Raw genomic sequence first — 15,508 nt, forward strand, 5'->3', positions numbered from 1 at the left:
GATATGCCGGCTACAATAACGGGCATAGTGTTTAATGATTTAAACCACAACGGTCAATATGACCCGGGTGAACCGGGAATACCCGGTGTTTTTGTGGTTTTATATAATACGTCCAGCGGTCTGTGTACTCCGGCCGTTACCGATGCGGGAGGAGTTTACAGCTTTTCCATTACAACGGCGGGCACCTACCGGATTTATGAGACTGTGGAGGACCCGGGTACTTTCTGTCCGCCCTCCACATTTACCCAGCCGGAGGGCTTTACCGTGTCCAACGGTCCGAGGGTGCTGTCGTTAACGGTTACAGCCACACAAATCACCAATAACGCGGTGATTGGAAGCCAGAACTTCAGCCACGATACGAATGACAACCCGCTTGCATGTACCAGGACGCTGGTCCAGTTCGTTAATGAACCGACCCAGTGGTACAATATCGATGTGGTAACGGGAGTCTCCGAACTTCAGGGATTTCTAAACCCAATCAACAATGTAAATGCGATTGGATATAACCTGCTGGATAACTATATTTACGGTTACGATCAGACGGTGCACAGAATTGTACGTGTTGATAATGCCGGAAACCTGATGCAGCTATCACCTAACCCCACAGGGCTTCCAAGCAATGACTTTAACGTCGGCACCTTTGATCTGGACGGGCATCTGTTCCTTTTTGTGAATGCCACGTCAAGATTTTATACAGTGGATTTGAACCAGGAATCGGCCACATTTATGAAACTGGTCGATCCGACGAATGGATATATTGAGCAGACCAGTAACTTCGGTACGGCGCTGAGTACCTCGCTCAACGTCAGCGACTGGGCATACAACCCGACTGACGGCTTTTTATACGGCGTTGAGTCGGTGGGCAACACGAGCCGTGTCGACCGGGTGAATCCGGCCACGGGAACCGTTACGCCCCTGACTACAACAGCTCCCGTTTTAAACCCGGCGGGACGTTCATGGGGAGCCGTGGCAATGGATGCGTCCGGCCAGTTGTTTGCCATTTACAACGGAAACGGTAATGTTTACCGTTATACAATTACGGGAAATACGGCGAACGGCGTGTATATCTCCACCACGTTTGAAACCAGCTTTAACGATGCCGCCATGTGTCCGGCGGCGGAAGTCGGAGCGATCGCCGATATGAGCGTTGTGAAAACCACGGTTACCAGCCCCGTTGTTGCGGGCCGGCCGATTATGTACAGTCTCACTGTGACTAACGGGGGACCGGACAGCGCGGAAAACGTCATTCTCACCGATGCGCTTCCTCCGCAGATTGATAACGCGGAGTACAGCCTGGACGGAATCAATTACTTCCCGTGGACCGGCAGCCTGAACCTGGGCACCTTTATTAACGGGCAGTCGGAGACCGTATATATCCGGGGAGACCTTTCCCCGTCCGTAGACGGAGCATTTTCCAACACGGCCGAGGTCGGAAGTGACGCACAGGATCCCAATCCCGACAATAATATTTCAACCGATACGGTCGATGTGGAAACTTTGGCGGATATGTCGGTCGCGAAAACTGCGTCACCCGATCCGGTTACGGCAGGGCAGCAGATTACCTTCCACATTACCGTGTCAAACCTGGGACCGTCCGACGCCCATGCGGTGACATTGGCAGATGATATACCGGCTGCCGTCACGGGAGCGGAATATTCCACCGACGGCGGCATTACGTTTATTCCGTGGCCCGGACTCATTAACCTGGGAACGTTTTCAAACGGCGAAGTACAGGAGTTTATAATAAGAGGCACCGTTGCCTCGGTTGCCGCAGGAACGATTGTCAATACGGTGGTGGTAGATTCCCCGACGCCGGATCCCAATCCGGATAACAACACCTCCACCTCGGTTACGGCGGTCAACGAATCCGCCGATGTTGCCGTGGAAAAGACCCAGTCACCGGATCCGCTGGTTCCGGGGCAGCAGGGAACGTACACGATAATCGTGTCAAACCTGGGCCCCTCCGATGCGCAGGATGTAGTCCTGTCCGATGCGATTCCTCCTCAGTTTACCGGGGCGGAATATTCCACCGACGGCATCAGCTTTTTCCCGTGGACGGGTATGCTGGCCCTGGGTACGATGACAGACGGCGAAGTGAGGACTATTTTGATAAGAGGCCTGGTAAGCCTGAATCCGGGAGTGATTACCAATACGGCGGTCGTCAGCTCGCCGACCCCGGATCCCAACCCCGATAATAATACCTCAACCGTTATCTCTCCGAACGTGGCCTCCGCCGATCTGTCGGTTGTAAAAACGGCGGTGCCGAATCCGGTTACGGCGGGAGAAGTTTTGACGTATACCATGGTGGTTGCCAATGCAGGTCCCGATGAGGCGGAGAATGTAACACTGACCGACGCCATACCGGGGGTGCTGTCCGATGTGGAGTATTCCGTGGACAATGGAACGACCTTTAACCCGTGGACCGGAACTTACCTGATTGGCACGCTGTCGGACGGTGAATCAAAAACGGTGTTGATCCGTGGTACGGTAAACTTACAGGCTTCGGGCATTATTTCAAATACGGCGGTAGTCGATTCCACAACATTTGACCCGAATCCGGATAATAATAGCTCTACGGTAGATACCGGTATTTTGGCATTCTGCGGACCGAGATGCCGGGCAGTCTCCGACCTGATTGAATCTGTTGCACTGGAAGAGGCGGGGATCGCGCACATTTTAAACGCAGAAGGAGAGAAACTCCAGAAGATTATAGGAAATCCGGGAACTTCAACCTGTACACTGCTGCAGGCCAACAATTCGGTTAAGAAGATGGTAAATTCCACCATGCTCCTTAATCTTATATTACAGAGTAAGCTGGGATTATTTGAAGACTGCATCTGCGGTGACACCCCGGACTGCTCATCTTCATGCGGCTGTGAAAACCGGTAAACCGTATTTCTAAAACCGGGAACAGACTGCTTTTCTGTATGAATACCGGGCCGGAAGCAATCCGGCCCGGTGCTCATACATGACATGGCGGCTGGATTCATACACTACATGGCGGCTGGATTCATACACTACATGGCGGTCGGATTCATACACTACATGGGCTCATACATGACACGGCAGCCAGGTTCATACATTACATAGTAACCGATATAAGAAACAGGAAGGAGATTTTGATGGATGATTGTGTTTTAACGGATTGCAGACCGGTATCACTGCGGTGTGATCAAAAGATAAACCGTGTGGCATTTGACGGCTGCCATTACTATTTTACAATACTGCACGCCTGCGAAATAATTAAAGCGGATATTTGTCTGGATATCGCTGAATGTTTTTCTACAGGCAGGGAGTATGACTGCATCTGCTATGATTCCGTGGAAAACTGTTTCTGGGCGTCAACGAAAAGGCAGAGCAATATGCTGTTTAAGCTGGCCCGGAATATGACGGAAATAGACTGCATTACCTTTAGCTGCGGGAAAAATGCGGGCAATATTACCGGAATCTCTTTTAACTGCTGCCACAACAGCCTGATTGTCTCCTATACGGCCTGTGTGATCGAGGTATGCAAGTGCTCCGAGGGAGCAGAGGTGCTGTACCGTTCCCCCGGTTCCTGCATTACCGGAATTCTCAGTCTATGCCCCGTGTACATCATCACGTTCGTGAAAAACAGCCAGTCCTATCTCTGCATCTTCGACGAATGCGGCCGTGTCGCCGGCTCCTGTATGGCGGACTGCGGTTTCATTCTGAGAGATATTATTTTTTATCCCTGCCGGTCGGAGTGCGGGGAGATATGCCTCGATTTCCTGGCGGTAAAAAAGGAAAAATATCCATACCTGTGCCGATGGAAATTCCCCATATGCTGTTTAGACATAACCCTCTGCCCCTGCAATTTTATCATGTGCAGAAAATGCCGCCCTGAAAATGACTGCTGCCGGAAAGACGCATGCGCCGATATCATGGAATCCATCGCCCTGATGGAGGCCTCTATGGCCCACATTTTAAATGCGGAGGGGGAAAAACTTCAGAAGGTGCTTTCCCTGACGGATGATATTGATAAAATACTCTGCATGAACAGAGAGATTAACAAAACGATCATTAATGCAACCCACCTGGAACATACGCTCTATGCAAAGCTGTCCGCACTATGCGGCTGCTGCGGTGACAGTTGCTGCTGCGGTGACGGCTGTGGCGGCTGCGGTGATGGCTGCGGCTGTGTTGACGGCTGCTGCTGCGGTGATGGCTGTTACTGCAGCAATAACTGCTGCGGCTGTGCCAACATCCGTGATCTCTGTGACTGCCATGACTGCGGAGGTCCGGCTTCTCCGGCGGGCCTGCCGGACTGTGAAGGTTCGGGGGAGCCGTGGGGGATATGACGGAACGTGAGCTCAAATCATAAAATACCGGTTTTTACCCTGCTGCTTTGCCTTATAAAGCGCCTCATCCGCTCTTTTGTAAAGATCCTCAAAGGATTCCGGTTCCCCGCCGGAATTGATTACGGCGCCGCAGCTATAGGTGACGGTGATATTATCTTCCAGCACGATGGGGCGCCGGTAGATGGAATCGAGGATATCCTTAAGCTCCGCGGCGGTGGCAAATTCATAGCAGAATACACAAAATTCATCGCCGCCGATTCTTCCGATCAGCGCCCTGGACGGAAATACTGTCTTCAGCATTGCGCCGGTCTGGATAATCACGCGGTCCCCGGCAGGGTGGCCGTAAACATCGTTTATGCGTTTGAAGTTATCAATATCAAACATTAAAAATGCATAGAGTACGGAGGCCTTACTGCGTTTCAGACAGGCCAGGATCTGTTCCATGATGACCTTTTTATTCAAAAGTCCGGTCAGCGGGTCTAATTCCGCCAGTTTTTCCTTTGTAATGTCCTCCATAAGTCCAATGACGCGCGTCTGCTGTCCGGAAAGCGGGGAGATGGAGACTTTATACCAGGCAACCGAATGATTGGAGCAGAATACCTTGATGACACATTCATTGTTAAAGATACCGTGATGGGTGTCACTGAGCATATGCTGTAACAGGAGCAGAGACTCATCATCGATTGTTCCGTTCAGGATAATCCGCTTTTTTAAGTCTTCCGGGGAATCCGAACTGTGGGTAACGCGGGTGGAATAAAAATTAGTGATGTCCCCTGTCTGCAGATCGTATTCGAATACGGTATTATTTGTCTGGGCCATCGCCACACGGAACCGTTCCTCATTGACGATCAAATCCTCCGACTGTTTCTGGATCTCCTGTTTTTGCAGGAGAAGTTCTTTGACATAGCGCTTCTCTTTTTTCAGGTTGTAGTTGGCGTAAACGACCAGGATGATGAAGAAGGACAGTATGGCAACAAAAAACGGAAGGCTGGACATAAGACTTTTCCGGGCGCTGTTGTTGATATAGTTACGTATCAGGTCACCGTAAAAGCCGACATAAAATCCCCATCCGGTTTCCTGTATGGGGGCATAGACCAGATAATTTCTGGAGCCGTCCCACAGGTAAGAGCCGCGGCCGCTTTTTCCTTCCAGTGCCTGACGTTCCAGATCGGCCACTGTCTTTGATTCTTCATTTGTACCGGCCAGTGCCTGTGAATTATATGAGGACATAATCCAGTCATAATTTTCTTCTCTTGAAGCAGCGATATTCCTGCCGCTGCTGTCGACGATATAGGCAACTCCCTCCCCGATTCGGAATTGAATATCCTCAAGCCATCGGCTGATGCAGAATCCGTCCAGCCGGGCAACCAGCAGGGCTTTTACACGGCCATGCTCACGAAGGGGAGCGGCGATGGAGAAGACATAATTACCCTCTCCGTCAAAATTGGGAGCGATAACGGCCGTTGTCCCGTTTGCAAATGCGGCATCCAGATCAAGCTGCGTATTCCAGTTCAGGACGTTTCCATCCGAATCAACGGCAGTTCCATCCGGCGAGGCGAGCCAATAGCCGGTACCGTCCGGCAGAAGCGGAAGTTCCTTAAGCACAGCGGCCTGTTCGGTCCGAGTCCCGGCGGTCAGCCGTCCTGAATATTCTGAGGCAGTGTCCTCAAGGCCGGTTTCCAGGTCGTCCAGATGATCTTCGACCAGATAGATACCCAGTTCACGTATTACCTCCATTGCCTCCATCGTCTGATCGACGGAGGCGTCGAAAAACACCTGATTGATGGTCCGGAAGGTAACCATATATAGAAAAAAGGCCAGAAAAATCAGCAGTGCGGTAATACTGACGGATATACGCAGTTTTTTCTTTTGCATTAGGATGCTCCAATATTTATTTTTTGTATTTTCAATTTATCAACAAAATGTATTCTTATCATTTTATCATATTGTTCTACCGGTAACAAGCTTATTTAAAATCACGAAACTGGAAACGAAGCCGAAAACGAAGCCGGAAACGAGGCCGAAAACGAAGCCGAAAACGAAGCTGAAAACAAAGCCGGAAACGAAACCGGAATCCGGCCTGCCGGGAAGTGGCCGGCGGCATCCGATTTTACGCTTCACCGGCACGGTTCCGGTCAGCCCGGACCGATGCAGTTTCGGGGTAAGGGCCGAGTAAGATTGCATATCCATCCCCCCTATGGTAGAATTAATAGAATATAGAAAACAGGGTACCGAAATTTTCATACATAACAGTGGAAAAATTGTTTAACTTACGATAAATTCCTCTTACTGCAATCACAGTCTGTTTATTTCTGCATGCGGATGCAGCGGGAGACGGGGGAAAGTCTGAAGATGGAAAAAAATTCTTTGTCACCATTAAAGCTGTTGGAATATTTCTGCGAGTGTGATTATGTGAGGAGGGATACCGCCGGAGCAGTGGAGTGTCTGAGTGAGGACATCCATTGGTTCGGCACTTCCGATGCGGAAGATATCCATAATTTAGAGGAAGCAAAAGCATTTATTACCGAAGAGATAGAAAAATCACCGGATTCATATCAGATTGAATTCAGTGAAGGGAGAGAGAACCTGACGGCGGAGGGGCTGGGCATCGCCACCGTTAAGATGAAAATCAGCGCCAACGGCCTGATTATGCTCAGCCGGATTACCTGCGTGACAAAACTTCAGGACGGGATAGCGAAGATTTGTGAGATGCATACGTCATTTCCGGAGGAACATCAGGAGCAGGGGGAGTATTTCCCATTTGAGTTTTCCAGGCAGCATGAGTCGGACGTGGTGCTGGACTTTGTGAATACGGCGCTGCCGGGAGGCGTTTTCGGCTTTTCGCTGGAGGAGGATTTTCCTCTTGCTATCATCAACCAGAACATGCTGCTGTACCTTGGCTACCGGAATGAGCGCGAATATCTGAGGGACACGGAGGGAAAGCTGGTTAACGCAATTCATCCCGATGACCGTCGGGTTCTGCGCCTGTCGGTTTCGGAGGCGGCAGAGCAGGGAGATGAATTTAAGGCGCTGCTGCGAATCAGGAAGAACGACGGAAGTTACTTCTGGGCGGATATTAAGGGAACGCTGAACCGGGACAGGAGCCGGATCACCTGTTTATGTCTGGATGCCACGGAACTGGTAATGGCGAACAACCAGTTGGAAAACGATCGGCTGAAGATGAAGGAATATGCATCCAGACTGATGGAGAAAGAACAGATTATATCCGAGGACGCCGTAGAAATGAGCCGGCTGCGTAAGATGAAGGGCCTTTACGGGGAGCGGAAAGAGAAAGAAGAGGGCGGTAAAACACCGGGCGGAAAGCATGTAAGGTGGAAGGATGCCGCCGTGATTATGGCATCGGTTGCCGCCATCATCGCGGCAGTGGTCGGTTTTACCTTTTATCTGTATGATATTCAGTGGGAGGCAGCGGCGGACGCAGTCAGGACGGCATCGCTTTCCGGAGTGCAGTGCGTGTCTAATTCGATGAATGCGGATCAGCAGATTCTTACAAATACGGCGGATTTGCTCGGCAGACTGGATGACCGGGAAGAAGCGGGAGATACCTTAAAACAGAATATCAATTCGGGATTTGACGAGCTGATACTGTCCTATGACGGCGGTGAATGCTTTTCCTCCCTCTCAGGTCCGTCCGAAACGGCCCGCGAAGAGATAAATCAACTTGTGTTTGCGAACGGAAGAAATGTCAGCAGGACCTTCCATGGAAAGAACGGAAAAAAACAGATTGCATACCGTACGGATGTGTTTTCAGGGGGAGAGAAGACAGGAGCGCTTTTCGGGATTGTTAATCTGTCCGGTTATTATGTTCCCGAGGTGATGGAATTTTATGAAGGCAGGGGATTTTCATGCGTAATTGACGGGGAAAGCGGAGATTTTATCATCGGCAAAACCGGGACCGTGCCACAGGGGGAAGACAGGGGCTTTTACGATGTCCTGGCGGAGTCTGAGGATGACAAGACCGTAACGGAACTGAAAAGCGCTCTGACGGGCGGGAGGACCGGCAGCACGGTCGTTAATATGCCGGGAGAAAAGATGTATCTGTACTTTCTGCCTCTTAATAACGGCAGTCCTGCGTGTCTGATTGCCATGATTCCCTACAATATGATGAGAAAAGAGTCATCGGGCATGGTGTACCTTGGTGTGGCGTTTATTGTTGTCATTCTGCTGGCGGCGGCTCTGCTGATCATTTATAACAACCGGATTGCCGGGACAAAGATACAGGAGAGGGAATACCGCAATACCCTCTTTCGTCTCCTTGCGGAAAATGTGGACAGCGTCTTTCTGATTTTCGATTCCGAAACGGATGAAATCGATTATGTTTCAGAAAATATAGAGCGGATTTTAGGAATAGGCTTTGACATGGTCAAGGGTGGAATTATCAGGAATGAAAAGCTGTCCTTTACAGAGAAGGAACTCTTGGATATAAAAGAGATGATGGATGAAAAGGAAAACTTTTACTTTGATTTCCGATACCGGAATCCACTGGATGACAAACAACAGCTTCTGAGGCTGAGCGGTTATGTTCCTGAAGGAACGGCATGGCAGAAAAAGTGGATCTTCTGCATCAGTGACCGCACGGATGAAGTTTTAAAGGAGAGACGGCTGGAACAGGCGGTAAAAGAGTCCGACGAAGCCAGCAGGGCAAAATCAGAGTTTTTAGCCAATATGTCACACGATATCCGGACTCCGATGAACGGAATCATCGGGATGACGCAGCTTGCTCTTCAGGATGGGGTCAGTGCAGATTCTATGAGGGTGTACCTGGAAAAAATTTCAACGTCCTCCGCCTTTTTGCTGACGCTGATTAACGATATCCTGGACATGTCTAAAATTGAAAGCGGAATGATAGAACTGCATCCGAAACCATATCCGATGAAAGAAGTGAGCGGATATCTGGACAGTGTAATAATGCCGCTTGCCAGGGAAAAGAATATTGATATCGAGACGGATATCGATGAAACCATCATAATATCCGTAGATCAGCAGCGATTTAACCAGATTTTATTTAACCTTCTTTCAAATGCAGTGAAATATACGGAGCCCAATGGAAGAGTGGCGCTGACAATCCGGGGAAAACGGGGTAAAAACGGAAAATTCCATATGACGGCCGCGGTCGAGGATAACGGAATCGGCATGTCTGCGGAGTTTCAGAAACGGATGTTTAAATCCTTCACCCAGGAGAGCCGAAAGATTATGGGAATGAGCGGCACGGGGCTCGGCCTTGCCATTGTTAAGAAACTGGTGGATCTGATGGACGGGACAATCCAGGTGGAAAGCAGCATAGGCAGGGGCAGTCTCTTTACGGTGGAACTGGACGCTCCGGAAGCGGATAAACCGTGTGAAGAAGGACAGAAACAGAAGGCTGAATATGATTCGGCTGGAGAATCGGCCCGTGTGCTGCTGTGTGAGGATAATGCCATCAACCAGGAGATTATGCTGGGAATTCTGGAATTCCTCGGGGCGGAACCGGAACTTGCGGTCAATGGAAAAGAGGGAGTTGAAAAATTCCAGAGTCAAAACCCCGGCTTCTACAGCGCCGTTCTGATGGACTGCCGGATGCCGGTGATGGACGGATATGAGGCGGCCCGAACAATACGCGCCATGGACCGCCCCGATGCGAAAACAATACCAATCATTGCGCTTACGGCCGATGCGTTCGAGGAAGACAGAAGGCGGTGTATGGAAGCCGGAATGAGCGATTTCCTTGCTAAACCGGTAGAGATAGATGCCTTGAAGACGCTGCTGGGAAAGTATATGCGAAGCGGGGAGAAAGCGGAAGATGCAGGCCGGATTTTATAAGATATCCCGAATGAACTGAGGGAGTGAATGAAATAAGATGAGAAAGAAATAAGATGAGAAAGAAATAAGAAAGGGTCCGGACGGTTTTTTACCAGTCCGGACTCTTTCTTATTCCTGGTTTTCGTATAAAAACAGTTTCTCGTATTCCTCTGTGGAAACAGGCTTGCTGAATAAATATCCCTGGACCAGATCAATATCACAGGAACAGAGTACGGAAAACTGTTCTTCCGCCTCCACGCCTTCGGCCACCAGGCAGACACCGAGATTGTGGCAGACCTCGGAGATGGATTTGACAATGGTCAGGTTCCTCGGATTGTCGGCAATATGGTCGATGATACTCTTATCCAGCTTCAGCACATCGAATTCCACCTCGGACAGAAGAACCACGTTCGCACACTCCGTGCCGAAATCATCGAGGGCAATGGTAAAGCCCGCTTTCTGAAGCCGGGAACTCAGTTCTTTTACATCGAGGCCGTCATTGTTCTGCATTTTCTCCGTGACCTCGATCTCCAGATAGTTCGGTGATATATCACAGGAAGCGCAGATTGCCGTAAGCTGCTCGATAAAATCAGGCATTTTCAGCGAGCAGACCGAAAAGTTTACGGAAACGGGGAAGATACGTCTGCCGCTCTTTTTCCAGGAACTCAGCTTGGAACAGACAAAGCGGAAGACAAAGAAATCAATCAGGTTGATGATTTCGAATTCCTCCAGCAGAGGAATAAAATCTCCGGGATCAATCAGTTTGCCGGGCTGCGGCGAGTAGCGGACAAGCGCTTCGGCTCCCTCGGCCAGACGGCTGGAGGACGAAATTTTAGGCTGGAAGTAAACGACGAAATGATTCTCATCGATCTCTTTCTGCAGTGTGGCGGAATTCGACAGGTGGGAAAGAAGATCGTCATTGTAATGACGGTAACGGCGTGAGGCCGGATTCTTCCGGTAAAATGCCTTCTTATCCTCGTACATCCGGGCGTCGGCAATTGCAATATCGCGGCTGATATCGTCAATGCATTCGATCCACTGGGAGCCAATCGCGGCCTGGCAGTCGGAGTCCAGAGCAAAGCGGGCCTTCAGCTCATGCACCAGGTTCTGGAACTGCTCCTGATTCATGTCGGGACAGATAATGACAAATTCGTCGCCGCCGATCCGGTAAAAATCGGCATGGGTGAATATATTTCTCATCCGTCTAGCACATTCCACTAAAACCTTATCGCCGAATTCATGGCCGTAGCGGTCGTTGATATCTTTTAATCCGTTGACATCGAGATAGACAATTCCCACCGGTTTGCACGAGTGGGCCAGAGCCGTCGTGTCTTCTATGTACTTATTCCTGTTCTGGAAATCGGTCAGCTTGTCAAAATAACTTAAATGGGTCAGTAATTTCTGGCTGTCCGAATGGCTTTTTGCAAGCAGGAGGAAATAACACAGGGTCTGAAGGAGGGGCGCAATATTCTGAATCCGGTCGGGCGGAGGGTTATCTACGCCGAAATAGCCGATCAGAGTCCCTTCGCGTTCCAGCGGGGCGACAACCAGGCTTGTGATGGTTTGTGAATGGAGAATTTCATATTCTTTCGGGGCTGTATTCCGGATCTGTTCCAAATCTTCGATTATAATGCATTCCTTGTGGTTGAAATAAGGAATCCAGCGTTCGATCAAATCGAGTGGAACCTCCTGCAGAAAATTTTTCTGAGGCGCAATTCCCCCGGCGCACCATTCATAATCATTGTACATTCTGCCGTCCCTGATATAGACGATATAGGTGCGGGCGGCGGAGAGAAAGCTTCCCAGATACTGCAGAACCTGAGAAATTGCCGCGTCGATGTCATCCGGCTGGTACAGCATGCGCACACATTCCGTGATCATCTTATCGGCTTCCAGGTTGGATTTGAGCTGCAGCTTTTCCCTTTCCGATTCGGTGGTGTCGAATGCGAGTTCCATCCTTGCGATGCGTCCTTCCCATTCCACCAGACTGTCTTTCAGGATATAATGGCGTTTTGTCAGGGGATTGGTATATTCCCAGGTATATATTTCTCCCTCTTTCAGGAGCGGAGTGGTGCAGAAATCGCAGGGACCGTCCTTTCCCTGAAGGGCTTTGTAGCATTTCTGCCCATCCATATTCTCGATATGGAAGGTTTCCTGGCCGGCCTTGTTCAGAAAAAGCAGGTCATGGCTCTCAATATCGGTTACATAGATAAGCTCGGAGATATCATTCATCGGTCCCAGAAGGCTGTCGGTCATACGGGACAGACGTTCCTCTTTTCTTCGGTTCTCTTCCTCGGCGGCCATCAGCGCTTTACGCCGTTTGGCCTGGCTGGAACTGAACAGATAGAATAAGAAAATCATGATAATAAAGGAACAGTTTAATATCAGCAGGCTCTTCTCGGCCAGATACTCCCTCTTTTCAGAAAACTGCTCCGCGGCCAGAACCGCCTGATCGGCCAGGTCAAAATAAGACTCACTGTCCTCAAAGAGCTGTTTCGTGTCGCCCCCGGCCCTGACGTCTCTGATTTCTTCTTTCATGTCTTTCCATTCAGACCGCATCTGAAGGATCAGGGACTGGAATTTACTGCTGTCCATGCGGATGAGCCCGTGCTCGCCTTCGCCGGTCTGAAGCTCTGAAATAATGCCGTCCAGTCTCTGAATCAGGGCATCATTGGGATGATGGTTCAGTTCTTCTTTGACCAGACGCTGGGTGGCGCCGCGCACGATACCGGCATAGTTTATTACCTTTGCATTACCCTGGAGGTTGTGCAGGCAGAAAAGTGAAAAAAAACTTGAAAGTATAAGGGCGATTGTGATAATAACAGGGAAAATTTTCTTTTGCATAAGTGCCTCCGGGTGGCTTTTTATTGTGTATGTTCCGTGATGTCGGTTCTGTATTTGATTTACTGCTTTTGCGGAAACTTTTGTTTTAATACGCCGCTGTTATGGATAAGCGTACCATACTTATCCGGAGTATGCAAGGTTCCCCGGTTAAAAGAATTGTGCCGGAAAATCCTTCCCTGTCAAGACGGAGGGATGGCGGGTTCATGGCCTCCCTGGTGCTCTTTCGGAGTCATTCCGGTCTGCTTCTTAAACGTGCGGTAAAAATAGTTTAAATTGCTGTATCCCACCATATCCGCGGCCTCCTTGACCGAGCAGCCGCTGTGCAGAAGTTCCGTCGCCTTATTGATCCGGACGGAATTATAATAGGTGGTAAAGCTGGTGTTCAGATAATGTTTGAATAATCTAGCCACGTTGCTTTCGCTGGTTGAAATAGCCGCAGCGCAGTCCCCCAGATGAAGCTCTTCCATATAATGCAGATCAATGTATTCCATAAGCTGGTTAAACAGCGGATTGTCGGAATAACGGTATCCCAGAACACGCTGCATAGTCTCGCAGAACTGCTCGTAGAGTATCGGTTTCAGCAGAAAATCACGGGCCTTGAGCCGCAGCGCCTGCTGGGCGTAGGTAAAGGAATTATATGCCGTAATGATGATAAAAGCCACATCCCCCAGGGGCTCATGGCTGAGCTTTTCCATGACCTGGAGCCCGTTTAAGCCGGGCATTTCAATGTCCAGGAATACAATGTCGGGGCGCAGCCGTTTGACCGCCTCCACGGTCTCATCGCCCCGGGTTGTCTCACCGACCACTTCCAGCGGAAGCTTATGTTTTTCTATAAAATAGCGGATGATATCGCTGGAGGCTCTTTCATCGTCGGCCAGGAGAACCTTTTTCATACTGCGTTCCCCCTTCTCCATGGAATCTTGATGGTCACGGTGGTTCCGTCGGCGCAGGAGCTGATTTCATAGCGGTATTTCTCACCGTACAGGGCATCCAGTTTCCGCGCAACCATTGCCGTTCCGTGGGAGGAGTCGCCGTTGCGCGTGATGTCCTTGAGGGCGAGAAGCTCTTCCGGTTCCATTCCTCTGCCGTTGTCTTTGATGCTTACGGTGAGATAATCCTCCGCCCCGTGGATGGAGACGGAGATAGCCATCAAATCCCCGGATGCGGTGAAGGCATGCTTAAAGCAGTTCTCCACAATCGGCTGGAGGAAGTTAAACGGGACCTCCTCGTGCAGAAGCTGTTCGTCAATATCGTACTGAAGCTGCAGGCGTTTTCCGAAACGCATCTGCTGCAACCCCGTATAATTCTTCAGGTAATTCACTTCCTCGCGAAGCGGGACAAAATAGCTGTCGCCGCGCAGCGTATATTGAAGCATCAGGGCCAGGCTGCTGATGGCCTGGTAGGTCTGTTCCGCGTTCTCACGGATGGCCGTGCCCATCATCATATTCAATGTGTTAAATAAGAAATGCTGGTTAATCTGTAAGTTGATGGCCTTTGTCTGGCTAGTCTGGAGCGAGGACTGCAGAAGCTGCTCCTGCTTCGTCTGGTCGGACAGGGCTTTTTTGCTGTCCTCCAGGGCCGCTTCCATCTGGGTAAAATGATAGTAATTGCAGATGATGTTCGAAAGCTTCTCCATAATCTGCAGGATGCCCGCCACGGTGCTGCTGGGGACATTGTAGGGGAGCTTTCCCGGAAATTCCGTCACGGCGGGCTCCATCGTCCTGACGTGGCCGGCCTTAATCGCCCCCAGGTAATCTTCGCCGGACACGATGGGCAGAATATAGAGGGAGAGGCCGTACTGGCAGATAAAGGCCGAGGGCCTCGAATTGCAGGATGCGGGATAAGACTCCTTCTGACGGTAGAGGGGACAGTTCATCGGATCCTCCACGATGTCACAGCACGTCTTACAGAAGGCGGGATATTCCGCATTCTGATAGACCGCCGTTCCGTCACAGTCGTAGATGGACAGCGGCATTTTCAGCGGGTGCAGCATCTGGCCGGAGATTTCTGAGATGGTCTGTCTGAGAAAATGCCGCCTGTCAATCTCCCGGGGAGCGGCGGGGACTTCGGTTTCCTGTCCCTGCCAGGCCGGTCCGTCGCTCAGCGCGGCGGGAATGGAGATCAGCAGTTTGACAATCTCTTCCTCTCCGTCGTTGACGGCCTCATGGGACATGCCGGGGGATATATGATAGAGCTTTCCGGGAGCCAGCGGGAGTTCTTCATCCCCGACTTTCTGGTGCCCGTACCCCTTCAGGACGTACATAAGCTGTTCATCCCCGATATGAATATGGCGGGGCTGCTCCCCGCCGGACCGTATGGTGCTGATTCCAACCTTCATTTTATCGTTTGATCCCGGGGCGGGTTCAAAGACCCAGTCGATATTTCCCCAGTCCAGTTCCTGTATATTTCCCATTGCATTCACCGCCTTTGCTCCATTATATCAGGAATCCCCCATGCCGTAAAGTTGACTTGAGAACCGTTATTTTATTAACAAAAACAGGGTATTATGTACAGGGAAAAGGAGGAGAAAACAGCCGGTTTCGTGA

General features: G+C 50.3%; 7 protein-coding genes. 3 read left to right on the forward strand and 4 right to left on the reverse strand.

Annotated elements, in window-relative coordinates; translation table 11 throughout:
* Positions 1 to 3: 3 nt before the first annotated feature.
* Positions 4 to 2,889, forward strand: a complete 2,886-nt coding sequence (locus QZT18_RS00265) for a DUF6923 family protein (protein ID WP_294143478.1) — start codon at positions 4 to 6, stop codon at positions 2,887 to 2,889.
* Between the two features lie 233 nt (positions 2,890 to 3,122).
* On the forward strand, positions 3,123 to 4,319 hold the full coding sequence (locus QZT18_RS00270) for a hypothetical protein (RefSeq protein WP_294143479.1): 1,197 nt from the start codon (positions 3,123 to 3,125) through the stop codon (positions 4,317 to 4,319).
* 12 nt (positions 4,320 to 4,331) lie between these two features.
* Here the strand turns inward: QZT18_RS00270 and QZT18_RS00275 are convergent, their stop codons facing one another.
* On the reverse strand, positions 4,332 to 6,194 hold the full coding sequence (locus QZT18_RS00275; protein ID WP_294143480.1) for a diguanylate cyclase: 1,863 nt from the start codon (positions 6,192 to 6,194) through the stop codon (positions 4,332 to 4,334).
* A gap of 477 nt (positions 6,195 to 6,671) precedes the next feature.
* Between QZT18_RS00275 and QZT18_RS00280 the strand changes: the two genes are divergently transcribed.
* Positions 6,672 to 10,139 (forward strand): PAS domain-containing hybrid sensor histidine kinase/response regulator, encoded by a 3,468-nt coding sequence (locus QZT18_RS00280; protein ID WP_294143481.1) that lies wholly within the window; start codon positions 6,672 to 6,674, stop codon positions 10,137 to 10,139.
* Positions 10,140 to 10,247: 108 nt separating this feature from the next.
* On the opposite strand, the gene QZT18_RS00285 is transcribed toward QZT18_RS00280, so the two are convergent.
* The 3 genes from QZT18_RS00285 to QZT18_RS00295 all read right to left on the reverse strand — a co-directional run bounded on the left by QZT18_RS00285 (position 10,248) and on the right by QZT18_RS00295 (position 15,375).
* A complete protein-coding gene (locus tag QZT18_RS00285; protein ID WP_294143482.1) occupies positions 10,248 to 12,962 on the reverse strand; it encodes an EAL domain-containing protein in 2,715 nt (904 codons plus the stop codon).
* Between the two features lie 179 nt (positions 12,963 to 13,141).
* Positions 13,142 to 13,855, reverse strand: coding sequence for a response regulator (locus QZT18_RS00290; RefSeq protein WP_294143483.1), 714 nt, complete (start codon positions 13,853 to 13,855; stop codon positions 13,142 to 13,144).
* Entirely contained in the window at positions 13,852 to 15,375 is a 1,524-nt protein-coding gene (locus QZT18_RS00295) for a histidine kinase (RefSeq protein WP_294143484.1), read from the reverse strand. Before QZT18_RS00295 ends, QZT18_RS00290 begins: the two co-directional genes overlap by 4 nt.
* Positions 15,376 to 15,508: the final 133 nt, after the last annotated feature.

It is taken from the genome of uncultured Clostridium sp. (assembly GCF_900547735.1).
Lineage (GTDB): Bacteria > Bacillota > Clostridia > Lachnospirales > Lachnospiraceae > Otoolea.

Excerpts from the sequence above, each read along its gene's own strand:
- QZT18_RS00265 (WP_294143478.1), top strand. The coding sequence starts at position 4 with ATGCCGGCTACAATAACGGGCATAGTGTTTAATGATTTAAACCACAAC.
- QZT18_RS00270 (WP_294143479.1), top strand. The coding sequence starts at position 3,123 with ATGGATGATTGTGTTTTAACGGATTGCAGACCGGTATCACTGCGGTGT.
- QZT18_RS00275 (WP_294143480.1), bottom strand. The coding sequence starts at position 6,194 with ATGCAAAAGAAAAAACTGCGTATATCCGTCAGTATTACCGCACTGCTG.
- QZT18_RS00280 (WP_294143481.1), top strand. The coding sequence starts at position 6,672 with ATGGAAAAAAATTCTTTGTCACCATTAAAGCTGTTGGAATATTTCTGC.
- QZT18_RS00285 (WP_294143482.1), bottom strand. The coding sequence starts at position 12,962 with ATGCAAAAGAAAATTTTCCCTGTTATTATCACAATCGCCCTTATACTT.
- QZT18_RS00290 (WP_294143483.1), bottom strand. The coding sequence starts at position 13,855 with ATGAAAAAGGTTCTCCTGGCCGACGATGAAAGAGCCTCCAGCGATATC.
- QZT18_RS00295 (WP_294143484.1), bottom strand. The coding sequence starts at position 15,375 with ATGGGAAATATACAGGAACTGGACTGGGGAAATATCGACTGGGTCTTT.